This is a genomic window from Aurantiacibacter sp. KMU-128, assembly GCF_056933515.1.
This window is the reverse complement of sequence record NZ_JBXORT010000001.1, coordinates 2,620,406-2,644,310: the sequence shown is the minus strand read 5'-3', so window position 1 is coordinate 2,644,310 and position 23,905 is coordinate 2,620,406. Positions and strand designations below refer to the sequence as shown.

General features: G+C 65.5%; 27 protein-coding genes. 1 reads left to right on the top strand and 26 read right to left on the bottom strand.

What is annotated here, in order from left to right; all coding sequences use genetic code 11:
- Positions 1 to 88 precede the first annotated feature (88 nt).
- The 19 genes from ACS0VV_RS12980 to ACS0VV_RS12890 all read right to left on the bottom strand — a co-directional run bounded on the left by ACS0VV_RS12980 (position 89) and on the right by ACS0VV_RS12890 (position 16,192).
- Positions 89 to 1,168, bottom strand: coding sequence for an AI-2E family transporter (locus ACS0VV_RS12980; RefSeq protein ID WP_483533111.1), 1,080 nt, complete (start codon positions 1,166 to 1,168; stop codon positions 89 to 91).
- Positions 1,169 to 1,272: 104 nt separating this feature from the next.
- Positions 1,273 to 1,650 (bottom strand): flagellar protein FliS, encoded by a 378-nt coding sequence (locus tag ACS0VV_RS12975; RefSeq protein WP_483533110.1) that lies wholly within the window; start codon positions 1,648 to 1,650, stop codon positions 1,273 to 1,275.
- A 1-nt stretch (position 1,651) separates the two neighbouring features.
- Entirely contained in the window at positions 1,652 to 3,094 is a 1,443-nt protein-coding gene (gene fliD / locus ACS0VV_RS12970; RefSeq protein WP_483533109.1) for a flagellar filament capping protein FliD, read from the bottom strand.
- A gap of 30 nt (positions 3,095 to 3,124) precedes the next feature.
- Positions 3,125 to 4,258, bottom strand: coding sequence for an EscU/YscU/HrcU family type III secretion system export apparatus switch protein (locus ACS0VV_RS12965; protein ID WP_483533108.1), 1,134 nt, complete (start codon positions 4,256 to 4,258; stop codon positions 3,125 to 3,127).
- Positions 4,255 to 5,037, bottom strand: a complete 783-nt coding sequence (fliR, locus tag ACS0VV_RS12960) for a flagellar biosynthetic protein FliR (protein ID WP_483533107.1) — start codon at positions 5,035 to 5,037, stop codon at positions 4,255 to 4,257. Before fliR ends, ACS0VV_RS12965 begins: the two co-directional genes overlap by 4 nt.
- Positions 5,034 to 5,309 (bottom strand): flagellar biosynthetic protein FliQ, encoded by a 276-nt coding sequence (locus ACS0VV_RS12955; RefSeq protein ID WP_483533106.1) that lies wholly within the window; start codon positions 5,307 to 5,309, stop codon positions 5,034 to 5,036. Before ACS0VV_RS12955 ends, fliR begins: the two co-directional genes overlap by 4 nt.
- 13 nt (positions 5,310 to 5,322) lie before the next feature.
- Positions 5,323 to 6,126, bottom strand: a complete 804-nt coding sequence (gene fliP / locus ACS0VV_RS12950; protein WP_483533105.1) for a flagellar type III secretion system pore protein FliP — start codon at positions 6,124 to 6,126, stop codon at positions 5,323 to 5,325.
- Positions 6,123 to 6,413, bottom strand: a complete 291-nt coding sequence (locus ACS0VV_RS12945) for a flagellar biosynthetic protein FliO (RefSeq protein WP_483533104.1) — start codon at positions 6,411 to 6,413, stop codon at positions 6,123 to 6,125. The genes fliP and ACS0VV_RS12945 overlap by 4 nt, the downstream gene beginning before the upstream one ends.
- On the bottom strand, positions 6,413 to 6,682 hold the full coding sequence (gene fliN / locus ACS0VV_RS12940) for a flagellar motor switch protein FliN (protein WP_483533103.1): 270 nt from the start codon (positions 6,680 to 6,682) through the stop codon (positions 6,413 to 6,415). Before fliN ends, ACS0VV_RS12945 begins: the two co-directional genes overlap by 1 nt.
- Entirely contained in the window at positions 6,675 to 7,592 is a 918-nt protein-coding gene (locus ACS0VV_RS12935; protein ID WP_483533102.1) for a FliM/FliN family flagellar motor C-terminal domain-containing protein, read from the bottom strand. The genes fliN and ACS0VV_RS12935 overlap by 8 nt, the downstream gene beginning before the upstream one ends.
- Positions 7,589 to 8,167, bottom strand: coding sequence for a flagellar basal body-associated FliL family protein (locus ACS0VV_RS12930; RefSeq protein WP_483533101.1), 579 nt, complete (start codon positions 8,165 to 8,167; stop codon positions 7,589 to 7,591). Before ACS0VV_RS12930 ends, ACS0VV_RS12935 begins: the two co-directional genes overlap by 4 nt.
- A 24-nt stretch (positions 8,168 to 8,191) precedes the next feature.
- Positions 8,192 to 9,448: a hypothetical protein gene (locus ACS0VV_RS12925; RefSeq protein ID WP_483533100.1), complete on the bottom strand. Its 1,257-nt coding sequence runs from the start codon at positions 9,446 to 9,448 to the stop codon at positions 8,192 to 8,194.
- A 31-nt stretch (positions 9,449 to 9,479) separates the two neighbouring features.
- Complete coding sequence (locus tag ACS0VV_RS12920) at positions 9,480 to 9,908, bottom strand: hypothetical protein (protein WP_483533099.1); 429 nt, start codon at positions 9,906 to 9,908, stop codon at positions 9,480 to 9,482.
- Entirely contained in the window at positions 9,889 to 11,247 is a 1,359-nt protein-coding gene (locus tag ACS0VV_RS12915) for a FliI/YscN family ATPase (RefSeq protein ID WP_483533098.1), read from the bottom strand. Before ACS0VV_RS12915 ends, ACS0VV_RS12920 begins: the two co-directional genes overlap by 20 nt.
- The gene (locus ACS0VV_RS12910; RefSeq protein ID WP_483533097.1) at positions 11,241 to 11,894 is read right to left on the bottom strand and encodes a FliH/SctL family protein; all 654 of its coding nucleotides are present in this window, start codon (positions 11,892 to 11,894) and stop codon (positions 11,241 to 11,243) included. The genes ACS0VV_RS12915 and ACS0VV_RS12910 overlap by 7 nt, the downstream gene beginning before the upstream one ends.
- Positions 11,878 to 12,885, bottom strand: a complete 1,008-nt coding sequence (locus ACS0VV_RS12905; protein ID WP_483533096.1) for a flagellar motor switch protein FliG — start codon at positions 12,883 to 12,885, stop codon at positions 11,878 to 11,880. Before ACS0VV_RS12905 ends, ACS0VV_RS12910 begins: the two co-directional genes overlap by 17 nt.
- A complete protein-coding gene (fliF, locus tag ACS0VV_RS12900) occupies positions 12,882 to 14,540 on the bottom strand; it encodes a flagellar basal-body MS-ring/collar protein FliF (protein ID WP_483533095.1) in 1,659 nt (552 codons plus the stop codon). Before fliF ends, ACS0VV_RS12905 begins: the two co-directional genes overlap by 4 nt.
- A gap of 3 nt (positions 14,541 to 14,543) precedes the next feature.
- Positions 14,544 to 14,912, bottom strand: a complete 369-nt coding sequence (gene fliE / locus ACS0VV_RS12895) for a flagellar hook-basal body complex protein FliE (protein ID WP_483533094.1) — start codon at positions 14,910 to 14,912, stop codon at positions 14,544 to 14,546.
- A complete protein-coding gene (locus ACS0VV_RS12890) occupies positions 14,909 to 16,192 on the bottom strand; it encodes a sigma-54 interaction domain-containing protein (protein ID WP_483533093.1) in 1,284 nt (427 codons plus the stop codon). Before ACS0VV_RS12890 ends, fliE begins: the two co-directional genes overlap by 4 nt.
- Positions 16,193 to 16,423: 231 nt before the next feature.
- Between ACS0VV_RS12890 and ACS0VV_RS12885 the strand changes: the two genes are divergently transcribed.
- Complete coding sequence (locus tag ACS0VV_RS12885) at positions 16,424 to 17,242, top strand: flagellin N-terminal helical domain-containing protein (protein WP_483533092.1); 819 nt, start codon at positions 16,424 to 16,426, stop codon at positions 17,240 to 17,242.
- 429 nt (positions 17,243 to 17,671) lie between these two features.
- Here ACS0VV_RS12885 and ACS0VV_RS12880 read toward each other — a convergent pair whose 3' ends face one another.
- The 7 genes from ACS0VV_RS12880 to ACS0VV_RS12850 all read right to left on the bottom strand — a co-directional run bounded on the left by ACS0VV_RS12880 (position 17,672) and on the right by ACS0VV_RS12850 (position 23,892).
- A complete protein-coding gene (locus ACS0VV_RS12880) occupies positions 17,672 to 18,541 on the bottom strand; it encodes a flagellar motor protein MotB (RefSeq protein ID WP_483533091.1) in 870 nt (289 codons plus the stop codon).
- Positions 18,542 to 19,405 (bottom strand): flagellar motor stator protein MotA, encoded by an 864-nt coding sequence (gene motA / locus ACS0VV_RS12875; RefSeq protein ID WP_483533090.1) that lies wholly within the window; start codon positions 19,403 to 19,405, stop codon positions 18,542 to 18,544.
- Between the two features lie 30 nt (positions 19,406 to 19,435).
- Positions 19,436 to 20,350 (bottom strand): flagellin N-terminal helical domain-containing protein, encoded by a 915-nt coding sequence (locus tag ACS0VV_RS12870; protein ID WP_483533089.1) that lies wholly within the window; start codon positions 20,348 to 20,350, stop codon positions 19,436 to 19,438.
- Positions 20,347 to 21,675 (bottom strand): flagellar hook-associated protein FlgK, encoded by a 1,329-nt coding sequence (flgK, locus tag ACS0VV_RS12865; RefSeq protein WP_483533088.1) that lies wholly within the window; start codon positions 21,673 to 21,675, stop codon positions 20,347 to 20,349. Before flgK ends, ACS0VV_RS12870 begins: the two co-directional genes overlap by 4 nt.
- Positions 21,672 to 21,992 (bottom strand): rod-binding protein, encoded by a 321-nt coding sequence (locus ACS0VV_RS12860; RefSeq protein ID WP_483533087.1) that lies wholly within the window; start codon positions 21,990 to 21,992, stop codon positions 21,672 to 21,674. The genes flgK and ACS0VV_RS12860 overlap by 4 nt, the downstream gene beginning before the upstream one ends.
- Positions 21,989 to 23,050, bottom strand: a complete 1,062-nt coding sequence (locus ACS0VV_RS12855; protein ID WP_483533552.1) for a flagellar basal body P-ring protein FlgI — start codon at positions 23,048 to 23,050, stop codon at positions 21,989 to 21,991. Before ACS0VV_RS12855 ends, ACS0VV_RS12860 begins: the two co-directional genes overlap by 4 nt.
- A 170-nt stretch (positions 23,051 to 23,220) precedes the next feature.
- Positions 23,221 to 23,892, bottom strand: coding sequence for a flagellar basal body L-ring protein FlgH (locus ACS0VV_RS12850; protein ID WP_483533086.1), 672 nt, complete (start codon positions 23,890 to 23,892; stop codon positions 23,221 to 23,223).
- Positions 23,893 to 23,905: the final 13 nt, after the last annotated feature.

Below are 23,905 nucleotides of genomic sequence, written 5' to 3'. Positions count from 1 at the left end.
GCGCACCATACTTGAGCGGTGCGCCAGCGAGACCCCCGCCTCCCCTGCACCGGGAGGCGGGGGTTTTCTTATGCCGATGAGCAAAAGCCTAAGGCGCGGCTGTTGTAGTACCGTCCGCGCGGTTCGCCTTCAGGATCGACCAGCCGGCAAGGAAAAGCCCTGCAGCCATCGGGCCCACGACGATCCCCGCAAGCCCCATCGCGGCGATGCCACCGAGAGTGGAAATCAGGATGATCCAGTCCGGAATGCCAGTATCGCGTCCCACAAGGATTGGCCGCAGCACATTGTCCGCCATGCCGATCACTGCGACACCCGACACCAGCACCACAATGCCCTGCCAGACATAGCCCATTGCCAGCAGATAGGCCGCCACCGGCCCCCAGACGATGGCGGGGCCAACCGCGGGCAGCAGCGAGAACAGCGCGGTCAGCAGCCCGAGCAAGACGACGCTCGGCACGCCCGCAATCCAGTAGGTAATGCCGCCGAGCAACCCCTGCACCAGCCCGACCACAATCGAGCCTTTGATCGTCGCGCGGACAATCGCGAGGAAGCGGTTGGCCAGCTGCTCGGCAATCGCCGGGGCCAGTGGAAGATGCTCAATCACTTGCCGCCCGATGGTCTTGCCGTCACGCAGCAGGAAATAGGCGACATAAAGGCCTAGGCCAAAGGACAGGAAGAAGCCCAGCGCGCTCCCGGTGATGGACACCGCCTGGCTGGCGATCATGCCGGAGCTTTCCAGTGCCAGATCCTGCGCCCGTTGCTGCACCATGGCGGCCGAGCCAAAACCCGAATCGCTCAGTCTTTCCCGTACGGCATCAGGCAGAGCGGCGAACACCGTATCGAACCAAGCGATCAGATCGATACGCCCCTCTTGGAATGCAATGACCACCGCAGTCGCCTGCTCCACCACCACTCCGCCGATAAACAGCGCGGGGATAATCACTGCAAAAGTAATGACCAGCAAGGTTGCGATTGCCGCACGGTTCTCCCCACCAAGCCGTGCAAGGAACCATTGATACAATGGCTGGAACATAATCGCCGCCAGCGCCGCCCACAGCAATGGCGAGGCGAACGGCCAGGCAATGACGCCGAAGGCCAGCGTGATGCACGCAAGGAAGATAAAATATCCGGTGCTGTAAACCGGATTGCCAGACCGCGACTCGGCCATGATCGTGCCTCCTGCAAAGGTGGCAGCAATGTGCGGCAAACCCGCCCCTTGGCGATAGGGGCCGGGGCGGATTACCCACCGGATTGCGGGCAATCAATCAAAGCTTACGCGAGGTTGGCGCGAAACTGCTCCGCCAGATCGTGAAGATCCTGCACCACACGGGCAAGGCTCCCGGTATCGAACTGCGACAACGATGCGGTGACGCAGCGCGCCATCGCAGAATAGAGCGTCAGCAAGCCGTCTGCCAGCGGGCTGTCGCGGTCGACGCCCAATTGCAGCGCGGCAAGCCCGTTGGCGGCACGTTGCAGGCTGGAGCGGCGCACCGCCGCCTGATCACGCGCCTGCGCCCAGACCGCGCGCGAAATCGCCGCAGAAACGTCCTCGATGCAGAGCAGCACCAGCTCGCCGGGCCGAGAGCCTGCGACCTGAGCTTCGAAGGCGACGGCGCGATAGGCCGAAAAGGGATCCCGCGCGGCGAGCATATCAATTGCCGTTGCGGCCGTTCCACGCCGCGATCTGGTTCTGCAGGAAGCTCAGGGTTGATTGCGAGGCGGTGACGTTGCGGTCGGTCGCGGCGAATTGCTTGACCAGCCGCTCGCGTAGGGCTTCCTGCTGCTCGGCTATCTTTTCCAGCCGCTCGTCAATCGTGCCCGCTTGCGCGGTGTAGCGTGTGATGGAGCCGCCGAGCGAGCCGGGATCGGTGCTGCGGCTGACTTCGCGCGCCAGATTGTCGATGGTCGCAAATACGCCGAACAGGCCGGTGGTGAACATCGCACCCGCCGCCGCCGGATTGTTCGCCAGCGTATCGCGCAGGCGGTCGGCATCGAGCCGGAAATTGCCTTCGCGCGTGCGGGCAAGGCCGAGATCGGCGAGCGTAGCGGGCTCGCCCGGTGCAGCATTGGGCATGACGATTTCGGTCGAGAGCGCTGCCAGCTCGCGCTTCAGCGCGCGCGCACCCGGATCATTGCCCAGCTCACCGCCGAGCGGGGATGCCAGTTCCGCCAGAGCGCCGGTCAGATCGTTAAGCGCGGCGGTGAAATCGCCCATCATCGCGGTGATCGCGCTGCTCTTATCGTCAAAGCTGATGCGGGTGGGCGCGCCCACATTGGTCTGCGTCAGCGTCAAGCTCAGCCCTTCGGGCAGGCCGGTGACGCTGTTGCTGGCGCTGCTCATCGCGATGGTATCGAACAGGAACTCAGCGTCCTGCGCGGCGGCGCGCAATTGACCGCCATCGCCGGCAGGGCTCCAGGCGAGGAAATCGATATTGCCCTGGGCAGGCGTTCCGCCCGAGGCCGAGGCACCGCCCGCTTCGATGACGAAACCGTTGGCCTCGCCCGTCTCGCCTTTCACCACCAGCTGCGCGCCCGCTGCGGTCTGCGCGACATAGGCGGTCAGGCCGCTGGTGGAGGCGTTGATCTTCCCCGCGACATCGGCCAGCGTGTCGGTCGCTTCCACCGTGATCGCGGCGGGCGTGCGGCCCGTGTCTTCGGTGAAGCTACCGCCAGTAATGCTGCCGAAGCGGATTGTCAGCGTCCCTTCGCCCACCAGTGTGCCCGAACCGGAATAGGCATTGCCTGCCAGCATTTGCGCCGAGGCGAGTTGCTGCACTTCGAGCGCATAGGAACCGCTCGCGCTGCTGCTGCTCGCCACCTGCACCCGCGCGACCGCCGGATTGGCGAGCGATGCGCTGGGGGCGAGGTCGCCATTGCGGATGCGGTCTCCCAGCGCGCTCGCAAGCTGGGTGATCTGGCTACGCAAAGTCGACGCTGCCGAAATCCGCGCCTGCAAGGCTTCGCTGCGGCTTTCCAGCTGGCCGATCTGGGCGAGAAAGCGGGTCTCTGCCAGATCGCGCGCCAGCTGCGTCATGTCGATGCCGCTGCCGCCACCAAGGCGGCTGACGATCGAGGATGTGGTGCTTGTTTCCATGCCGCATAGAACGGCGCGGGCTCGCGCGGTTTAAGGCCGGAAAGGCTTCCCCTCGGCATCGAAATGCAGCTCTATCGGCACGGTTATGCGCGGGCGCGAGGGCCGCTCGCCGCGTTTCAGCGACAGGACGAAGGACAGCACTGCGGCCACCGCCACATACAGCTCGGCACGGATCACCTGGTGTTCGCGGGAGGTGAAATAGACCGCCCTCGCCAGCGTTGGATATTCCAGCACCGGCACGTGGTTTTCCGCCGCCAGCTCGCGCATCGCCAGCGCCTTCTCGCCGCGTCCTTTGGCGAGCACAAAGGGCGCATCGGCCTGCGCGGGATCGTATTGCATAGCAACGGCAAAATGGGTCGGATTAGTCAGGATGAACTGCGCTTCGCTCACCGCCTTGGCCACGCCGCCGCGCGCCATATCACGCTGCCGCTGGCGGATCGCCGCCTTCTTTTCGGGCGCGCCTTCCGCCTGCTTCTGTTCGTCGCGCAATTCCTGATTGGTCATTTTGAGCTTGGAGATGCGCAGCACATACTGGATCGGCCAGTCGATCACCGCGATCGCCACAAGACCCGCCGACAGCAGGAACAGCAATGTGACAATCGCGTCCCATGCGGCGGAAAGCTGTCCCGTCAGTTCGCCGCGCCCCAGCGAGAGGATCGTCATCAAATTGGCGCTGCCCCAATAGTACGCAATCCCGCCAAGCAGCCCCAGCTTGGCGAGGCTCTTTCCCAGCTCAATCAGGCCTTGCGGCCCGAGAATGCGTTTCAGCCCCGCCAGCGGATTGATGCGCGAGCCCTTGGGCGCGAGATTGCCGATCACCCAGCGCCCGTCCCCAAGCAGCAATTGCGCAACTATGGTCACGCTGACGGTGAGCAGGCCGAGCGTCAGCACCACCGGCACCAGATCGCCTACAAGCCCCGTCAGCATGGCCGATGGCTGGAAATCCTCCAATGTGGTGCGGTCAAAGCGCAGGCTGCGGATGCCCGCTTCCTGCATCGCAGTGAGCAGCCACATACCCGCCAGTTTCAGCCACACCGCGCCTGCCAGCACCGCCACGGCGGTTGCCACTTCGCGCGAACGCAGGACGTTGCCCTTTTTGGCCGCGTCCTGCTTGCGCTTCTCGGTTGGCGCAAATGACTTCTCGCCCGCGGGTTGCTCGCTCATGGCCGCACTGCCTCTGCCACCATATCGAGCGCCAGTTCGGCGAGCGCCACGAATTGCTCGGTGAGCAAGGGCGTTGCGAGCAAGAGTGCGATGATCCCCGCGAGCACGCCCGCAGGCAGGCCGAGCGCGAAGAGATTGAGCGCGGGGGCGGAGCGGCTGATGACGCCGGTCACCACCTGCACCAATAGCAGCACCAAAGTGACCGGCAGCGCGATAATCGCGGCGGTGGCGAGGATCTGGCTGGCAAAGCTCGCCACCAGCCAGCCGCGCTCGCCCACATCCCAATCGGCACCCGGCGGGAACAGCGTGTAGCTTTCCACCACCAGCCGCAACCATATCAGATGTCCGCCAATCGCGAGAAAGACCAGCGTCAGCATGATGCCGAGAAACTGCCCGATGGCGCCCGACTGGCTGCCGCTTGCAGGATCAACCGCAGTGGCGATGGCCATGCCCATGCCGCCGGCAATCTGCTCGCCCGCCAGCGATGGCGCAGCGAAGGCGAGTTGCAGCACGAAGCCCAAAGTCAGCCCGATCACCACTTCGCCTATCAGCGCCACCAGCGTGGGCAGCGCCAGCATATCATCGGGAAGGCGTACAGGCATCCAGTTGAGCATATAGACGCCCAAAGCCGCCGCCAGCACGATGCGCGCCTGCACCGGCACCGCGCGGATGCCGAACAGCGGCGCGGCGAGCAGCGCCGCACCGATGCGCACCATCACGAAAAGCAGCGCCCAGAGCTGCTCTCCCATCACGCCGATGCCGAGATCGGGAAAGCTCACAGCCGCGATATGGCCGCGATCTGCGCGAAGATTTCCTCCGCAAAATCGCCGGTGATGGTCATCATGCTCGATCCCATCAGCACGAGCACCACCGCCACCACGGCGAGTTTGGGCACGAAGGTGAGTGTCTGCTCGTTCACCGAAGTCGCCGCCTGCACCACGCCCACCACCAGACCGATGGCGAGCGCTGCAAGCAGCGGCGGCGCAGCGACCAGAGCGGTCGTCCACAGCATCCGGTCGGCAAGGCTCAGGAGGGAAGCACTATCGTCCATCAGGCTGGCCTCCTCACGCGAAACTCATGGCGAGCGAGCCCATCAGCAGCGCCCAGCCGTCGATCAGGACGAAGAGCAGCAGCTTGAACGGGAGCGAAATGATGGTGGGAGACAGCATCATCATGCCCAGCGACATGAGCACGCTCGCCACCACCAGATCGATCACCAGAAAGGGCAGAAACAGCATGAAACCGATCTGGAAGGCGGTTTTGAGCTCGCTCGTCACAAAGGCGGGGAGCAGCACTGAGAAGGGCACGTCGGACGGGTCTTCGAATGCCGCGTGCCCCGCCATATCGGCGAACATCGCCAGATCGGTGGTGCGCGTCTGGCGGATCATGAAGGCATGGAATTCCTCGCCCGCCACCTCGATCGCCACATCGGCTTCCATCGTGCCGGCGGCATAGGGTTCGATCGCCTGCGTGTTCACCTGCTCCAGCGTCGGGGCCATGATAAAGAGCGAAAGGAACAGCGACAGCCCGATCAGCACCTGGTTGGGCGGCGATTGCTGGAGGCCCAGGGCCTGCCGCAAAATCGCCAGCACAATGATGATGCGGGTGAAGCTCGTCATCATCAGCACCAGAGCGGGCAGGATAGTGAGCAGGCTCATCAAGAGCAGGATTTGCAGCGAGAAGCTGAGCGGTGCTTCCTCTCCATTCGCGCCGCCCAATGCGCGCTCCAAAGCCCCGCCTATGCCGCTGGCGGGCATTTCCGGCGCTGGCAGATTGGGGAGGGCGGGTTGCACGCCCGCCGCCATCGCCGCCATCGGCAGGCACAGCAGCATAAGTGCGATTACGAGGCCAGTGAGCGTGCGGGTCATGGCTGGCCCTCCTGCGGAAGGATTTCGCGCGCTTGAGGCGCTTCAGCCTCAGCAAGGCGCACAAGCCCGTGGCGGCTCGCGCCCACCAGAATTTCGCGCCCGCGAAACTCGATTACGGCAAGCCGCATTCCCGGCCCGATCATTGTGGTCTCGACCAGCCTTGCCGCGCGCTCCTTGCCTTGCGGCATCGCCCCCGTCTGCACTTTGCGCGCCAGCCACAGGCTGCCCCAGATCAGGCCCGCCAGCAGCGGCAGCAGCAGCAACAGCTTGAGAATATACCAGACCATCAGCCTGCCTTCGCCAGCTTCTGCTCGCCTTCGAGCGCGACGATGCGCAGCGCGAAACGCCCGCCTTCGGTCACCACTTCGCCCTTGGCGATGCGCTTGCCGTTGACCATGACGTCGAGCAACTCGTCCACCTGCCGGTCGAGCGGGACGATGGAATCTTCCACCAGCGCCAGCAGATCGCGCAATTGCATCGTGGTGCGGCCCAGTTCGACCGTCACTTTCACATCGACATCCTTGATGAGATCGAGCGCGTGCAGATTGTCAGCCATTGTCGGTAGTCCTTCGGTTCCAGTTGATTTGGGTCAGCCGCAAAGCCAGTGCGCCATCGGCGCTGCCGATCTCGCCTTCGGCAAGGCTGCGATGCGCCAGTTTGAGCGTGGCGCGCGAACGGCGCGGGAGCGGAATGAGGTCGCCCGGCTGCAAGGTAGAGATGCGCGAGACGGGCATGGAAATCTCCGCCAGCGGCACGTGCAGTTCGAGCGGGATTTCGGCAAAGGGCGCAGCGCCCGGATGCCGCCGGTCGCCCGCGACAACCGCCTTGCTCCCGCCGCCCTTGCCGAAGCGCAGCAGGCTTTCGGCCTCGCTTTCGCGCAAGGCCAGCAGCAATTCCCAGCCTGCTCCTTCGGGAACGCTGACTGTCAGACAAAGCGTTTGCAGCGGCTGCGCGTCGCCCGCCGGAACCAGCTTGCGCAGCACATCCTCGCGCCGGGTAAACGCCTGCGGCTGGCAGGCAAAGACCGCCGCGAAGGCGCGGCCCAGAGCATCGGCGAGCCGTGTTAGCGTCAATGCGGCTGCGGCGGGCAGGGTGTCGGGAGCCGGCCCGTCGATCTCGCCTGTGCCGCCAAAAGCCTGGTCGGTCAGCGCGAGAGCATGGATCATAGGCATCGAAGCGACGAATTGGCCCCGCCCGGTTTCGCCGATCAGGCAATGGGTGTGTCCCTTGCCCACCTTCTTGTGCAGGCTGGCTGCCGAGATCGTCTGGACGGCGGATAGCGTCACCTGATGATCGCTGCTGCCCAGCAAGGCCGCAATCTCGCCCGCGATCGCCAGCCGCAGCCGCGCTGCCGCCTCCGCCAGCTCCGCCGCCGGATCGGGCGCATCGGGCGTTGCACCGCCGGTCAGCGCGCCCGAGTGGCACGCGAGCGGGCGCTCCGCGACAAGGAAGGCGTCGTGCTTCACTGGACGAGGAAAGTCTGGAAGTGGATGGTCTCGACGCCGCCAAAACCCTCATGCTCTTCCAGCACGCGGTTGACGGCGGCGGTGAGGCGGGTCTGCAAGCGTTCCTTGCCTTCGACGGAGTAGACATCGTCTTCCACCGTATTGGCCAGCTCTACCAGAATGGCCGAGCGGATCGCCAGTTCGTGCAGTTCGAGCCACTGGATCACCCGCCCGTCATGATAGGTGGACGCCGCCAGAGTCACCTGCACCAGGCCGGGCGAATCCTTCAGATTGGAAGTGAAACCTTCCTCGAACACGAAATAGCTGGCGCGGTATTCATTGCCGCCTTCGCCATAAGTGACAGGGCCGGTTTCGCTCCCTTCGCCTTCGGGCGCGAAGGGGTCTTCTTCATCCTTGGGAACCAGGCGCGGCACATCCGGCTCGCTTTCGCCGCCGGTGTGGATCAGCCCCATGGCAAACGCGCCATAGGCACCGCCCGCGCCCAGCGCGAGGACGAAGATCATGAGGATGACGAGTTTCAGCTTGCCGCCCTTCTTCGGCGCGTCATCGGTGTCTTCTTTCTTCTTCTTGCTCACGTTTCAGCTCCTGAAAGCGCAGGGTCAGGCGTAAAGCCCGTTGTGGTGTGCGTTTGCGTTTGCGGTTGAGGCGGGGCGCGATGCGGGCGCGTCCTCGCCTGCATCGCCGGTGTTGGAAGGCGCGTTGTCAGCCACGCTGCTCCGCTGTGCGCCGTTCTCGCCAGTGGACTGGCGTTGCGGGGAAGGGCCGGACTGGCCGTTCGCGGAGGCGTTGCTCGCGTTGTGCTGCTGCTGGCTTTCGGACCGCGTATCGCTGCGCGTTTGCGTGCTGGCATCGGCGGCGGTGACGCTGCGTTCGATAGCGCGTTCGCCCAGGGCCGAATGCACTGCGCTGGCAAAATCGCCATCGCCATTCATCAGCGCAACCTTGAGCTGGCGACCGGCGAGCTCGAACTGCATTTGCACATGGCCGAATTCGCGGTGGAGCAGCTGCATCTCGGCGCGTCCGGGCTGCGCGGCCTCGCGCGCGGCGGAGAGCGATTGCACCAGCGTTTCGAAATCGTGCGGTGCCTGAGCCTGAGCCTGTGCCCGCGTAGGCCGGCTGGCGGGCATCGCCAGCGGCGCTTCGGTTGCGGGAGGCGGTGCCGCGCTGGCGAGCGCAGGCGCGGGCTGCGCAGGTGAGGCAGGGGCGGGCTTGGCGGCGTCGGTTTGCGCGTCCTGCCTGGCAAGCGCGGCAGGTGCGGGCTGTGGCTCCGCCGCGTCTCGGCGCGCAGACGGGGCAGCCGGTAGCGGCATAGCGGCGCGCTTTTCGGGAGCCAATTCCGCTTCGGTTTCGACCGAGGGAAGCGCAGCGGGCGCTTCGGTTGCGGTTTTCGCAGCGGGCTGGGCCTTGTTGCCTGCCGCGAGCGCGACGATCACCGGCAACGGCGTGGTAGCGGGCAGCGACTTCGGCGGCGCCTCGCCCGATTGCGCGGGCGCGGGCTTGGCCGGTTCGGCGTCACCGGTGGGCGCGCTCTCCACGGTTTTGCCGCTTCCCGGCAAAACGGGAAGCGGCAATTCCTTGCCGCCGAGCGGCAAAGGCTTGCCGGTTGCGTTGAGCGCAGGTTCCGGGAGCAGCGCGGGGGCGTTCGCACCTGCGGGTGCTACCGGCGCTGTGCCGGGTGTGCTCATCGCTTCGATAACTGGCAAGGCAACCGGAGGCTGGAGCGCGAGAAGTGGCGCAAATCCGCCATTTTCCGGCAGTTTCCCCGTCTCCGCATCCTCTGCAGAGGCAATGCCGGGGGCGGCGGCAGGTGACAGGCCTTTGGCCGCCGTCGGCGTTGCAATGGGTGCTGGCGTCACAGTCTACTTCCGATCCGAATTAACCATGACCTCAGCTTTTCAATTTCCGTGCCAAACGCGCTGCGGGAGCCACGTCGGCAGCAAATTGCGCATCGGAAATCTGCACTTGCTGCTGGACGAGCCGGTGGGCGACGCGCTCATGCTTGGCGCGCGCTTCGCCAAGCGCCTGCTGCGCTTGCAGGTGGAACGGCAGCAGGCTGGCGTGCTGGCCTGCGGTTTCCTCGGCGATGCGATTGAGCCCGCTGATAAAGGCCTTCTGCGTTCGCAGATCGGCCCCCGTTTGTGCATCGCGGCGCTGCTCGTAGAGCGCGGCGATATCTCCGCTGCGCTGGCGCAAGGCCTGCAATTGCTGGCGGGTCAGCTCGGTCTGCGCCAGATGCCGCGCAGCCTTGTGCGCTTCCACCTCGCGCAGCCGCGCCAGCCGGGCGAGCAGGCGGAGCCTATGCTGCGACGGTTGCATCGGCCATCAGCGCGGCAAGCGCGTCGCAGCTGTCTGCCAGGTTCACCGTTTCGTGCAGATCCTGCGCCAGGAAAGCGCGGATCGCGTCCTGCATGGCAATCGCCCGGTCAAGCTGCGCATCGCTGCCGGGGCTGTAGGCTCCCATCATCAGCAAATCGCGATTGGCATCATGCGCGGCAATCAGAGCGCGCAATTGGCGGGCGAACGCGCGGTGAACGGGCGCGGCGATATCGTCCATCACGCGCGAGAGCGAGGCGGGAATGTCGATCGCGGGAAACTGTCCGCGCTGGGCAATCTCGCGCGAGAGCACGATATGCCCGTCCAGAATGGCGCGCGCGGTATCGACCACTGGATTGTTGTGATCGTCACCATCGGCCAGCACGGTATAAATGCCGGTGATCGCGCCGCCGCTGCTCGACGAGATACCCGCCCGCTCGATCAGCTTGGTAATGACACCCATGGCCGATGCCGGATAGCCACGCAAAGCGGCGCTTTCGCCAAGCGCAAAGGCGATCTCGCGCGCGGCATGGGCGACGCGGGTCAGGCTGTCGATCACCAGCAGCACGCGCTTGCCCTGCGCGCGGAAATACTCGGCAAGCGCAACCGCGTGCTGCGCACCGCGCAGGCGGAGATTGGCAGCATGATCGGCGGGCACGGCGACAATCGCGGTGCGCTGGCGCCGCTCGGGATCGTGCAAATGCCGCGCGACGAAATCGGAGACTTCGCGTCCCCGCTCCCCGATCAGGCCGATCACCAGAATATCGGCATCGCTACCCTGCACCAGCATATCGATGAGCTTGGATTTGCCCACGCCCGAGCCCGCGACAATGCCGATACGCTGGCCCAGCCCCATGGTGAGGCAGGCATTGACCGCACGAATGCCGGTGTCGAAAGGCTCGGCGACCGAACCGCGTTCGAGCGCGGCCTCGCGCTTCCCGCCGAGCGGGCGGAAGGTGCCGCCGCGGATCGCGCCGCCGCCGTCAATCGGGTGTCCTGCGCCGTCTATCGCGCGGCCCAGAAAGGCTTCGCCCACCGCCACCATGCCGGGATGGCCTTCGGGCCGCACCAGCGTGCCGGGCTGCAATTGCACCGTATCGCCCAGCATCATCATCAGGCTGTGGCTACTACGAAAGCCGATGACTTCGGCGGCCGGTGTTTCCGCACCGGTTTTGCCCACCGCGCGGCAGATCGTGCCGATGGGAGCGTCCAGCCCCGTGGCCTCTACCAGCAGGCCGTCACAACTGACGATCCGCCCGAGCCGCACCGGCGCGGCGATATCGGCAAAGCCTGTGCGGCTTTCCGATAGCGCGGCGAGTTCGTTCGTAAGATGGCTCAGCATAGGCCCAATGCCTCGCGCAGGCGCGCGCGCCATTCTTCCGGCCCGTCATGCAATTCGCCATCCGCCGTTTCGCAAATGATCGTGCCGCGTTCGAGGCCCGCATCCGCGCGGCATTGCACGGGGTCGATATCGCCAATTTCGAGCAGCGCCAGATCGTCGGGATGCAGGCGGAAACGCGCATCGCGGTAGCCGTCATCAATCATCGCGGCGACGGTTTCGCAGCGCTTTGCCATCCGCTTCGCATCCTTGCCCAGCGGGCCGAAGGCGGTTTCGCACAGCGCGGCAACCGCTTCGTTGAGGCGGGCGGAGAAGGCCTGACGCGCATCGTCCTGCAAGCGCAGCGCAGCGAGGGCCAGCGTTTCGCGCCCGGCTTGCTGTGCTGCCATTTCGGCGAGCGCCGCAGCCCGGCCCGCAGCCTCGCCTTCCGCGCGCGCTCGGTTCAAAGCGGCGTCGAGGGCGCTTTCCGCAGTGGCGTGCTGCGCCGCATCGGCACCGGCGGCAGTAAACCGGTCGAGCGGCGCAAAGCCTGCTGGCGTTTCGCCCGCAAGCTGTTGCCACGCTGCGGCGGCGAAGCCGGATGGCGACGGGGCAGAGGGCGCGGGCTCGTCCGCGAAGGCAGGGAACAGGGCTTCAAACGAACTCGGCATCGTCCGAACCCACGCTCACTTCACCCGCATCGACCAATTGCCGCAGCATATTGACCATGCTCTTCTGCGCTGCCTGCACATCCTCGCGCTTGAGCTTGCCGCGCAGCTCGATCTCGTCTTTCACCCCGTCGGCGGCGCGGCTCGACATGGCGGCGAAGAACGGCGTGCGTTCGTCTTCCTCCAGACCTTTCAGCGCATCGACAAGCACTTCGTTCTCGACCTCGCGCAGCAGGCGGCCCATATCCATCGGGCTGAGCGCCAGGATCATCTCGAAGGTGAACAGTTCGGCCTCGATCGCCTTCGCCAGCGCCGTATCGCGCTTGCCGATATCGGGGATCACCGATTTGGCCAGCGGCCCAGCGGCGCGGTTGATAAGGTCGGCGGCATCGCGCGCGCCGCCCATGTCGAGCGCACCGCTGCCGAAGCGCTTGCTGATCTTGGCGGTGAGAATTTCGTCGAGCATGGCAAAGGCCTGCGTCGAAACCTTGCGCAGCCGCGCAATGCGCTCGACCACGTGCGGCTGGATGTCGGGCGGGAGAAGCGAGAGCAGCGCCGCGCCTTGCTCGGCTTCGAGCACCAGCAGCAGCACCGCGATCACCTGCGGATGTTCGTCCTGCACCAGCGAGGCGAGCACTTGAGGGGCGAGCCACTGCGCCAGTTCGAGCGAGGGCGCAGTCTGTTCGGGGCAGATGCGCTGCATGATCGAATCCGCCTTCACTTCGCCCAGCGCACGGGCCATGCGGTAGCGATAGCTTCCGCGCCGGTCGCGATTGTCGAGCGCGGTGCCCTGTGCTTCACGGATGAAACCGCCAATCGCATCGGTGATCACGCGGCTTTCAACATCGGGCAGGGCGAGCATGGTCTGGCCGATCAATTGCAATTCGCCGGGATCCAGCTGGCCCAGCAGGCTGGCCGCTTCCTCGTCATTCATCAGCATCAGGATGATCGCCGCCTGCTCGGCAGGCGACACGCTGTCGCTCGCGCCGATCATGCCCGTTCTCCGCCCGGTGCAGCGAGCATCCGGCGCAAAGCGGTGACCGCGCGTTCAGGCTGTTCGGCGGCGAACTGGCGGGCGAGGCGCACCTGCTCCTGCACGTCATCCTCGCTTGCGCCGTCCAGTGTGGCAGATGGCAGCGTAGTGGCACCGGCAAGCGGCTCGCCGGTTTCGGCGTCGGTCAGGCTTTCGTCTTCATCGCCGGGCGCGTCCTCCGTCCGCTGCGCCGGAGCGGGCAGCGAGCGGGTAATCGGGCGCACGATGAAGAGCAGCGCCAGCAGCAGCACCAGCGCCCCCGCGCCATAACGCAGGGCCATCGCGAACCATGGTGTCTCGTAAAAGGGCACGGCCATCTCCTCCACCGGTTCAAAGCCGCCGGTAATCACCGTCACCACATCGCCGCGCTCCAGATTGGCACCGACCGAGGCCGCGACCAATTGCTGCACATCGTCTGCCGTGGCCGGTGCAATGGCTTCCAGGGCTTCGGAACTGATCGCGATGCCGACCGACAGCCGCCGCACGGTGCCGGGAAGCGAGCTGGTGACGGCAACTTCACGCCCCAGCTCGTAAATGCGCTGCGAACTGCTCTGGCCGGTGGTTGCGCCCGCATCGCCTGCCGGCGCAGCCTCGCCATCGGGCGGGCCTTCTTCCAGCCCGGTGGGCGGTGGCGGGGTATTGGTCAGCGCGCCGGGAACGCCGCCCGCAGCCGCCGCATCACGCTGCGTTGCTTCGGATTCGCTGATCGAGCGCACCGCGCCCTCGCGGTCATAGCTTTCCTCTGCGCGGGTGACTTCGGACATATCGACATCGACCTGCACCTCGCTCGAAAAATTGCCTTCGCCGAGCAGTGGGGTGAGCACTTGGGCGATCTGGATGCGCAGCTTTTCCTCATGCTCGCGCTGCAATTCGAGCGCGTCGCCGACATCCGAGCTGGTGTCCGACAATAACTGCCCCTGCTGGTCGACCACGCGCACATCGGCAGGCGAGAGGCCGGGGACGGAGCCGGAGACAAGGTTCACAATCGCCTGTACCTGATCGGGCGAGAGCGAGCGCCCGCGCGTCAGCCGCAGCATGACCGAGGCGCTGGGCGGATTGTTCTCCCGCACGAAGACCGAGCGTTCGGGCGCGGCCAAGTGGACGCGGGCGCTTTCGACGCCGTTGATTTCTTCAATGGTGCGCACCAGCTCGCGCTCGCGCACGGTACGCAGCCGTTCGCCTTCCAGTGTCCGGCTGGTGCCGAGCGGCATGGAATCGAGGATTTCGATCGAATTGTCGGGCGCGGCCAATGCGGTGTCCGATGCGACCAGCATCCGCGCGCGGTAGAGATCGTCTTCGGCGACGCTCACAGCGCCGGTAGCGGGATCGATGCTGTAGGAGATAGCGGCGGTTTCCAGCGCCCCGACCACTTCGGCGCGCTCGCCGTCGCTCAGGCTGGTGTAGAGCACGCGCTGCGGCCCATCGGCAAAAGCGAGGTAGCCCAGCCCGACCGCGGCGAGCACGCTGCCCGCGACGATGGCTGGCAAGGCCTTGCGGATGCCGGGCTGCGCCAGCAATGCGCCCACTCTCGGCCCCATGGCAGACCATTGCGGGGCAAGGGGTGCACTAATCGCAGGCGGGTTGGCGAGGGGAGCAGAGGGAACTGCATCAGCCATCGGTTACACTCCCATCCGCATGATTTCCTGATAGGCGGAAAGCAGCTTGTTGCGCATTTGCAGCGTCGCTTCGAAAGCCACGCCCGATTCCTGCCGCGCCATCATCACCTGCGCGATGTCGGTGACTTCACCGCGTTCATAGGCAGCGGACAGTTCGGAAGAGCGCGCTTGCGAGGCATTCACCTGATCGAGCGCGTTTTCCAGCGTTGCCGCAAAGCCGCTGCCCGCAGGCTGCGCCGGTGCAGCGACACCCGAGGCGGGCGCGCCGGCCTCGCGCAATTCGCGCAAGGCGGCGGATTGTTCGAGCACTTGCTGGCGCAGCGAGAGCACTTGTTGCAATCCGCCAGCGCCATTGCCGGAAACAGGGTTCATCGTGCGCCTCCGGCCATCGCCAATCCGGCATCGCGCATTTCAGCGAGGCGATAGCGCAAAGTGCGTTCGGAAATGCCCAAGGTGCGTGCGGTCGACTGGCGGTTGCCGCCATTGTCCGCCAGCGCCTGTAGAATGGCCTTGGCTTCGGACTGGCGGGCGACTTCGGTCAAGCGGCTCTTGCCGATCCGGCCGAGGCGGATTTCTGCTGCCAGCGCCTCTGTGCGGGTCTGTTCGTCGGGGATCGCGCGCACGGCATTGTCGAACAATATGTGCTGCGCGGTGATCTGCTCCTCCGGCCCCGCCATCACCAGCGCACGGCGGATGACGTTCTCCATCTCGCGCACATTGCCAGGCCAGCTGTGCCGTTCGAGCTTGGCGAGCGCGCTGCTGTGGAGCCAGGGAATGCACGCGGGATCGGGTGCGTGGCGCAGCAGCATGGCAAAAGCGATGGGGGCGATATCGTCGGTGCGCACCCGCAGGGCTTCCAGTTGCAGCGAAAAGACATTGAGCCGGAAATACAGATCTTCGCGGAAGCGGCCGTCCTCGATCTCGCGTCGCAGATCGCGATTGGTGCAGGCGATGATGCGAACATCGACGGGGATCGGCTTGGTCGCGCCCAATGGCACGACTTCGCCTTCCTGCAACACGCGCAGCAGCTTCGCTTGCAGGCCGAGCGGCATTTCGCCCAGCTCGTCGAGCAGCAGCGTTCCTTTGTCGGCGGCGCGGAAAAAGCCCTCGGCCGCCTCGGACGCGCCAGTGAACGCGCCCTTGCGGTGGCCGAACAGCATCGCTTCCAGCATGGATTCGGGAACCGCAGCGCAATTGAGCGCGATGAACGGCCCCTCGGCACGGCTGCTGCGGTTGTGGATGTAGCGGGCGATGACTTCCTTGCCGGTGCCGGTCGGCCCTTCGATCACCACGGGGATTTCGCTTTGCGCCACCCGGTCGGCAAGATGCAGCATGGCGATGGTGCCGCTGTCGGCCGCCACCGGATCGCCGGGCCGCACCGAGGCAGCGATGAGCGCGGCGTGCGCGGCGCGCTCGGTGCGCGGCGAGGTGGCGATGCGCAGCTTGTCTTTGCCGATGGGCAAAATCGAGCCGTGCTCGCACTCATGCAACTCGATCAGCCGCCGCGCGCCCTTCGCGGGCGGCACCGCATCGTGCGGGGTGACAATGTGGAGATCCGCCGCGCCGGGAAGCGATCCGGCCACGCGGGCGGCATAGGCGGTAAGGCCCGGATGGTTTTTCTTCGCCGTGTCACTGATCACAAGACCCGTCATTTTGCCCTCGCTTTAACCTGTTGCAGGGCTTTTCCCCCCGCCACGGCCAAGAAAGGGAAAACTTAAGGCCTAGGAGAACTACCTAGGCCCGCCAACGGGACGCTTTTTCGGGCACTTAAAGATCGCGGGGAGACGCCGCTCTTCATTGTGGCAGCCGCCCGTAACCGCTTGGTTCCGGCGGCGGCTGATCGAAGACTTGTTGTCACCCTTTACAGAGGATCAGGAAACACCATGACCGTCATCAACACCAATATCAGCGCCCTGCGCGCCTCGAACGCCTCCACCATGGCCGACCGTATGCAGTCGGTGGCGATGGAGCGTCTGTCCACCGGCAAGCGCATCAACGGCGCATCGGACGATGCCGCCGGCCTCGCCATTGCCACCACCATGACCGCCGATGTCCGCGCCATGCGCCAGGGCATCCGCAACGCCAATGACGGCATTGCCCTCGCGCAGACCGCCGAAGGCGCGCTCGACGAAGTCAGCAACATGCTGCAGCGCGTGCGCGAGCTGGCCGTGCAGTCGAAAACGGACACCTATAGCACGAATGACCGTGCCTATATGGATGCCGAAGTCGACGAGCTGCAGGCGCAGATCAGCGACATTCTCGCCAATACCGAGTTCAACGGTGTGACGCTGTTCAGCACCACGGCGGGCACCGATGTGACGGTGACGATCGCCACCGATGCGAGCAATACGGTCGATCTCACCAGCGTCGGCATTGACGGCGCGAACCTGTCGGCCACCGCGCTCGACGTGACGACGACCACAGCGGCGGCGACGACGATCACCAATGTCGACAATGCGCTCGATGATATCAGCGCCACCCGTGCAACGCTGGGTGCAGGCCAGAACCGCCTGGAATCGGCAATCAACAACCTGACCACGAACTCGACGAACCTTGCTGACGCGCGTTCGCGGATCATGGACACCGACTACACGGCCGAAACGACCGCGCTCGCCAAGGCGCAGATCCTCAGCCAGGCTTCGACCGCGATGCTCGCCCAGGCGAACCAGAGCCAGCAGAACGTGCTGTCGCTGCTGCGGTAAGACAACGTCCCCCAAGGCGACCCGCGTGCCCTCGCGGTCGCAAACCGGGCGGCCCGGAACTTCGGTTCCGGGCCGCTTTTGTGTGCGGTGTGTGTGAGGGGCAAGGTTCCGGGCGTTGGCCCTACCGGCGCAGTTGATTGCGTGCTCGCACTTTGCTGCCACACCCACCGCCCACACATATTGCCACGGCTGCATCGACCACAGCTGCGGTCGAGAGCAGTCGATGGAGAGAGCTTCCTCGTGCAGGAGCCGCAGGCGGCGCGCAGCGCGTACGGCTGGGATGGGGGCACGGCATCAAACTGGTGTGGAACCCCCAACCCCTTCCCACGGGGAGGGGAGATGCTAGCCAGCCCGTGCGATTGCGCGCTGACTGTCTTCAGGTGTTTGCGATGATGCGGAGGAGCGTGGCGTTGGCCTGGCGCGGTCGACTCAATCCAGTAGCAGGATCGAAATCCGGCGGTTGCGCGGGTCTACCGGGTCGTCGGCGATCAGCAGCTCTCGGTCGGCGACGCCTTCGATGCGGTCGAAGCGGGCAGCGGGGAGGCCTTGCAGGATCATTTCCTGCCGTGTCGCTTCGGCCCGGCCGGTGGAGAGCGTCCAGTTGTTGGTGCTGCGCGCGTCGCGCCAGGGCAGCGCGTCGGTATGGCCGCGCACCACCAGCTGGCCGCTCTGTTCGCCCACGGCTTCTGCCACAATGCCCAGCAACTCGCGCGCTTCGGGCACCAGTACGGTGGAGGAGAGGTGAAACATCGAAAACTCGGCATCATCGACCAGATCGATGCGGATGCCTTCGGGCGTGCGGATCACCCGCACTTGCCGCACCAGCCGCCGCATCCGGTCAGCCGCTTCCATACGTTCGCGGATCGCCTGCGCGATGTCTTGCCGCCGCCGTTCGGCTTCGGGCGCGCCGCCTTCCTGCGCGCCGCCCTCGGCATCGCGCGGAATGGTGATGCTCTGCGTGCCCGTTTGCGTCGCTCCATGCGGATAATTGTCGGGATCAACAATCGAGGAGCCGCCCAGCATCCCGTCCGATCCGGCGCTTTCCTGCCGGTATTGCACCAGCGTGGGGGTGAAATAGTCGGCCAATCCCTTGCGCTGGTCTTCGGTCGTCGCGCCCAGCAGCCAAAGCAGCAGGAAGAACGCCATCATCGCGGTCACGAAATCGGCATAGGCGACCTTCCACGCGCCGCCATGGTGCCCGCCGCCTTCGACGATCACCTTTTTGACAATGATCGGGGCGAGCGGTGCGGGCGGCGCGGGCGTTTCCAGCGCTTCTATCGGAACCGGGTTCGTCGCCATTTACTTGCCCCGCAGCGCGTCGAGCAGATCGGTCAGGCTGGGGCGGTGCGCCGGCGGCAGGCCGGAGCGCGCGCTCTCGACCACCAGCGCCTGCGGATAGCCGTGCAGCGAGGCGATCATCACCTGCTTCACCGAATGGAAAATCTGCGCATCATGCGCGGTCACCTGCTTCAGCCGCGACGCCATTGGCGCGGCAAGACCGTAGGCCAGCAGCACGCCGAGAAAGGTGCCCACCAAAGCGCCGCCGATCATCTTGCCCAGCACTTCGGGCGGTTCGTTGATCGAACCCATGGTTTTGATGACACCCAGCACGGCAGCAACGATCCCCAGCGCAGGCAAGGCATCGGCCAGCGATTGCAGCGTGTGTGCAGGTTCGTTCATCTCGTGCAGCTGCGTCTTGATGGCATTGTCCATCACATCTTCCACCGCATGGGTGTCGAGCGAGCCGGAGGACACCACGATCAGCGTCAGCGTGTCGGCGATCAGGCCAGTCAGCGCGGTGTCGGCGAGGATATTGGGATATTCGGCGAAAATCGTCGATTCCTGCGGATTGGTGACGTGGCTTTCCAGCGCCACCGGCCCTTCGGTCTTGAGCATCCGCATCAGCTTGCTCGACAGGGCAATGGCGTCGATATGGTCCTGGTCGGAATAGCGCGGACCTTTGAAAATCGCCTTCACCCCCGCACCGAGCAATTTGATCTCGTGCATCGAGTTGCCGATCACCGTCGCGCCGATCGCAGCACCGCCGATGATGATCATTTCAAACGGCAGTGCCGCCATGATCGGGCCAAGCGAGCCGCCCGCCAGCAAGAAGCCGCCGAACACCATTACGAGCAGAATGACTATGCCAATTGCGGCGAACATGATCGAATATCCCTTTGAAGCTGGTGTCGGCTAAATCTGGCGAAACAGGCTGAGATTGGAGAGACGGGCAAAGCTGGCCTGGCTGGCTTCGAGCACGGTCAGCATTTGCTGCAATTCGGCAATGGTGGAGGCGAACTCGACGCCGCCGGTATCGGCGATTTGCTGGTTACGGCTGAGCGACTGGTCAAGCTGGCGTTCTTGCACCACGTCGAGCCATGCAACGCGCGCGCCTGCTATGGTCTGCGCGCGGGTCAGCGTGTCGAGCGCGCTGTCGAGCCCGCCGATGGCGTCGCGCGCGGCAGTCGCAGGATCGGCGGCAGTGCGGATGGTTTCGGCAAGCGTGGCAAGATAAGCGAAGGCGTCGGTCGGCGTGCCACCCACATTGAAAGCGAGGAATTCCGGCCCGGTCAGCCCGCGAACGACGCTTTGGCCCGGCCCCAGATCGATCACGTCCGCCTGCGCGGTGCCGGTATAGACAATCGCGCCGCTGGCATCGGTCACATAGGGCGCGCTATCCGACTGGCCGCCAAACAGCGGGTCGCCGCTGCTGCCCGGACTATTGGCCAGCGCGAGGATATTCTGGCGCAGCTGGTCGATTTCATCGGCAATCGCGCGGCGCTGCTCGTCGCCCAGCGTGTTGCTGCCTGCCCAGATGGCAAGCTCGCGCGCGCGGATCAGGTCGGCCCCGATGCTTTCGAGCGCGCTGCCTGCCAGCTCCAGATCTTCTGCCGTGCGGCGTGCGTTCTCGGCATCGATACCGGCAAGCTGCTCCATCCGCCCGAGTGTCCGCAAGCGCGAGGCGGCGGCGGGGTCGTCTGACGAGCGCGCCAGCCGCTCGCCGCTGGATAGCTGGCCCTGCAAAGCCTCGGCCTGCGCGCGCAGATCGCCCATCTGCGCCTGCGAGCGGCGGTAAAAGGCGAGGCTGGCATTGGTGATCAAGGTCATCGGCCCATTCCCAGCAAGGTGTCGAAAATATCCGCTGCCACCTGGATCACGCGGCCATTGGCTTCAAACGCCTGCTGCAAGCGGACGAGATTGGCCGCCTCCTGATCGAGATCGACACCGGTCTCGGCGCTCAGCGCGGTCTGTGCGGTGTCGGCAATCGTGCGTAAGGCATCGCGTGTGGCGCTGCGGGTGCTGATCGCGCTCGAAAGACCGAACAGCAGCGCGTCGGTTTGCGCGGCAGGCCCGCCATTGGCGAGCGCCTCGCGGAAGGCTTGAAGATTGCCGATATCGCGGCTGCCCGCTGCGGCTCCGGCAGGCGCGGTCGCCAGCGCGTCTCCATTCGCCAGCACCATGGTGATCGTGCCCGCCGTGCTGCCGCTGAACATCGGCGCACCCGGGCTGCCATCCTTGGCTATGCCGCTGGCCTGCGTGTCATTCGCGAGCGTCGCGAACCCGCTGGCGAGCGCATCCAGCCCGGCGCGCGCAGCGTTCACGGCTGCACCAGCCTGCGAGCGGCCCAGGAGCGTGCCCGAGGCGAGCGCGACGCCGGTCCCATCAACGGTGAAGGCAAAGCTGCCATCGGCTTGCTCGGTGGCGGCGAAGGTGAAGGCATCGCTGCCCGTCACCAGATCGCTCCCGTCAATCTGCACGATGGCGCGGCCAAGACTGTCGAAACTGCTCGTACCGCCGGTCAGTCCGGTCAAATCCTTGAGCAGGGCATCGCGCTGGTCGAGCAGCACCGCCATGTTGGAACTGCCGGGAAGCGCGCGGGCAATGCCGGTATTGGTGCGCGCCAGATCGGCGGCGAGCACATTGACAAGGGCAGCTTCGCCCTCGGTTTCGAAGCGGATTTCCGCTTCTGCAATACCGAGGCTGTTGTCCGCCACTTGGAAGGTCTGCGCCACGCGGCGCGCTTCTTCTACCACCGCATTGCGCAAGGCCCCGCCCAGCGGATCGGTGGCGAGGCGCGACAAGGCGGCTTCGAAATCGACGATGGATGCGTAAAGCCCCGATTGCTCGACAGCGGTTTCGGCGTTGCGCAGCCCCACGAGTTCGGCATCGGCGCGGGCCAGATCGGCGGCGCTGCGGCGTGCTTCGCTTTGCAGGAAAATCGACGTCGAGCGGCTGATTTCGGCCACGCGCACTCCGGCAAGGGCAGAGCCGCCCTGGCGACCGATCTGCCCGCTGGTGGCGACTTCCTCCACCGTAACCGAACGGCGGGCGTAATCCTCGTTCCCGGCATTGGCGATATTCTGCGCGGTGGTGTCGAGCGCGGCGCGCGCGGTCATCACACCTGACTTGCCGATCTGGAGCATCGCCATCATGGCCCGGCCTCCCCGTGATGGACGAAGGCGGAAAGCTGTCGTTCGATGGCGTCGGCCAAGCGGAAGGCACCGGCTTGCGATGCGATGTCGGCGAAATGCTCGTCGCGCATCGCGGTAAACTGTTCGAGGCCGGGGCCACCCAGCAGCGGCTCGCCGCCGAAATTGGCCGCGCGCGCGCTCGCCAGCAATTGGCGAATGAAGATCGCTTCAAACGCCTCTGCCGCCTCGCGCAGCTCGCTGGAGACGGGCTGGACGCTGGCGGTCTGGGCGCTGGCAGAACTCGGCGCAAGCGGGGTGGAGGCGGCAATCGGGGTCACAGCACCACCATTTCCGCCTGCAAGGCGCCTGCCTGCTTCAGCGCTTCGAGAATGACCACCAGATCGGAAGCGCCCACGCCCAGCATATTGAGCGCGTCGACCACTTCGGACAGGTTCGCTCCGCCCTGCAAAAGAGCGACGCGGCTGCCTTCTTCCTCCAGTGTGATTTCGCTCGCTTCTTCCTGCGCGGTGGCGCCACGGGAGAAGGGTGCGGGCTGGATGATCGCGGGGTCTTCATTGATGCGCACAATCAACCGGCCATGGCTGATCGCGGCGGGATAGAGCCTGACCGCCGAGTTGATCACCACCGTGCCGGTGCGGCTGTTGACGATCACCCGCGCGGGGCTTTCGGCAGGGGTCACTTCGATCATCTCGATCTCGGCGATCATTTCCGAGCGCACATCGCTGCCAAAGGGCATGACGATGGAAAGCGTCACGCCGTCGATAATCCGCGCCGCGCCTGGGAAGCGGGCATTGATCGCATCGCGCATCCGCGCTGCCGTCTGGAAATCGGCATTGTGAAGGTTGAAACGCAGCTCGCCATTGTCGGTAAAGCCGGTGGCGACATCGCGCTCCACCGTCGCGCCATCGGCAATACGGCCCACGGTGGGGACATTGACGGTAAGCTGCGAGCCATCGCGGCCCGATACGCCAAGCCCGCCAACCGCCAGATTGCCCTGCGCCATCGCGTAAATCTGCCCGTCCGCGCCGATCAGCGGGGCGAGCACCAGCGAACCGCCGCGCAAGGAGCGCGCACGGCCGATGGTAGAGACGGTCACGTCAATGGTCTGCCCCGGCTTGGCGAACGCGGGCAGTTCGGCGGTGATGATGACGGCGGCGGCATTGCGCAGGCCGGGCGAGACACCCGGCGGCAGTGTCAGCCCCATGCGCCCGGCAGTGCCGCGCATCGCCTCGGTCACATATTCGAAGTTGTCATCGCCCGTGCCGTCCAGCCCGACAACGATGCCGTAGCCGGTGAGCTGGTTGGGGCGCACGCCGTCAAAGGTGCCCAGATCGCGCACCCGCTGCGCTTCGGCGGGGGTGGAGACAACAATCATCAGCACGCAAAGCAAAGCTGCCCAAATACTCCCCTCCCGCCTGCGGGAGGGGCCGGGGGAGGGCGTGTAAGAAGGTGAAATCGAAGGAGACAGTCCCCCTCCCGGCCTCCCCCGCAAGCGGGGGAGGAGAGTGCGGGCAATGGCTTGCAGCATCGGCATCGTCATTCCCCTCAGAACGGGCTGATCATGTTGAAGAAGCGGCCGAGCCAGCCGGGGCGGCTCGCCTGCTGGATGGCGCCTTGCCCGCCATAGACGATCTGCGCATCGGCGATGCGGCTGGAGACGATGCGGTTGTCGCTGTCGATATCGGCCAGCCGCAGGATCCCTGCGAACTGCACCCATTCATCGCCCTGGCTTAGTGCCATCTGTCGTTCTCCTACCACCAGCGCGGTGCCGTTGGGGCGCACTTCGGCGACGGTGACCGTGATCGTGCCGCTGAGCGTGCTGCGCTGCGAAGCGCGCCCTTGCCCATTGAACGACGATTGGTTGTCGGCATTAAGGTTGTCGGGCCCAAGAAATCCGAGCAGACCTGCGGTGGGCGGGGTCAGATTGATGCCGCCATCGCGGTCGGTGGAGGCCGATGTCGTCTTGTTGCTGGAGAGGTTTTCGACCAGCACCACGGTGACAAGATCGCCCACGCGGCGGGCGCGGGTGCCTTCGTGCAGCGCGGCATAGCCCAGCTCCGGCTGGAAGATCGCGCCATTGCTGGGGGCAAATTCGCGCGGGGGCGGTGGCAGCGCGGCGGCAAAGCCTTCGCGTGGGCGACCGCCTTCCATGGCGCAGGCCGAAAGCGTTGCAGCGGAGAGTATGACTGCGCCGAAGCGAAGGAGCGGGGTGGTCATGAGTAAAATCCTC

Bases quoted from the DNA above. Each gene is read 5' to 3' on its own strand.
- flgK (WP_483533088.1), bottom strand. From the start codon at position 21,675: ATGATGGCGATGCTCCAGATCGGCAAGTCAGGTGTGATGACCGCGCGC.
- ACS0VV_RS12980 (WP_483533111.1), bottom strand. From the start codon at position 1,168: ATGGCCGAGTCGCGGTCTGGCAATCCGGTTTACAGCACCGGATATTTT.
- fliN (WP_483533103.1), bottom strand. From the start codon at position 6,682: ATGGCTGACAATCTGCACGCGCTCGATCTCATCAAGGATGTCGATGTG.
- fliD (WP_483533109.1), bottom strand. From the start codon at position 3,094: ATGGAAACAAGCACCACATCCTCGATCGTCAGCCGCCTTGGTGGCGGC.
- ACS0VV_RS12855 (WP_483533552.1), bottom strand. From the start codon at position 23,050: ATGATTGTTGTCTCCACCCCCGCCGAAGCGCAGCGGGTGCGCGATCTG.
- ACS0VV_RS12975 (WP_483533110.1), bottom strand. From the start codon at position 1,650: ATGCTCGCCGCGCGGGATCCCTTTTCGGCCTATCGCGCCGTCGCCTTC.
- fliE (WP_483533094.1), bottom strand. From the start codon at position 14,912: ATGAACCCTGTTTCCGGCAATGGCGCTGGCGGATTGCAACAAGTGCTC.
- ACS0VV_RS12870 (WP_483533089.1), bottom strand. From the start codon at position 20,350: ATGACCTTGATCACCAATGCCAGCCTCGCCTTTTACCGCCGCTCGCAG.
- fliP (WP_483533105.1), bottom strand. From the start codon at position 6,126: ATGACCCGCACGCTCACTGGCCTCGTAATCGCACTTATGCTGCTGTGC.
- ACS0VV_RS12965 (WP_483533108.1), bottom strand. From the start codon at position 4,258: ATGAGCGAGCAACCCGCGGGCGAGAAGTCATTTGCGCCAACCGAGAAG.
- ACS0VV_RS12915 (WP_483533098.1), bottom strand. From the start codon at position 11,247: ATGCTGAGCCATCTTACGAACGAACTCGCCGCGCTATCGGAAAGCCGC.
- ACS0VV_RS12890 (WP_483533093.1), bottom strand. From the start codon at position 16,192: ATGACGGGTCTTGTGATCAGTGACACGGCGAAGAAAAACCATCCGGGC.
- motA (WP_483533090.1), bottom strand. From the start codon at position 19,405: ATGTTCGCCGCAATTGGCATAGTCATTCTGCTCGTAATGGTGTTCGGC.
- ACS0VV_RS12910 (WP_483533097.1), bottom strand. From the start codon at position 11,894: ATGCCGAGTTCGTTTGAAGCCCTGTTCCCTGCCTTCGCGGACGAGCCC.
- ACS0VV_RS12945 (WP_483533104.1), bottom strand. From the start codon at position 6,413: ATGGTCTGGTATATTCTCAAGCTGTTGCTGCTGCTGCCGCTGCTGGCG.
- ACS0VV_RS12880 (WP_483533091.1), bottom strand. From the start codon at position 18,541: ATGGCGACGAACCCGGTTCCGATAGAAGCGCTGGAAACGCCCGCGCCG.
- ACS0VV_RS12850 (WP_483533086.1), bottom strand. From the start codon at position 23,892: ATGACCACCCCGCTCCTTCGCTTCGGCGCAGTCATACTCTCCGCTGCA.
- ACS0VV_RS12885 (WP_483533092.1), top strand. From the start codon at position 16,424: ATGACCGTCATCAACACCAATATCAGCGCCCTGCGCGCCTCGAACGCC.
- fliF (WP_483533095.1), bottom strand. From the start codon at position 14,540: ATGGCTGATGCAGTTCCCTCTGCTCCCCTCGCCAACCCGCCTGCGATT.
- ACS0VV_RS12905 (WP_483533096.1), bottom strand. From the start codon at position 12,885: ATGATCGGCGCGAGCGACAGCGTGTCGCCTGCCGAGCAGGCGGCGATC.
- ACS0VV_RS12920 (WP_483533099.1), bottom strand. From the start codon at position 9,908: ATGCAACCGTCGCAGCATAGGCTCCGCCTGCTCGCCCGGCTGGCGCGG.
- ACS0VV_RS12955 (WP_483533106.1), bottom strand. From the start codon at position 5,309: ATGGACGATAGTGCTTCCCTCCTGAGCCTTGCCGACCGGATGCTGTGG.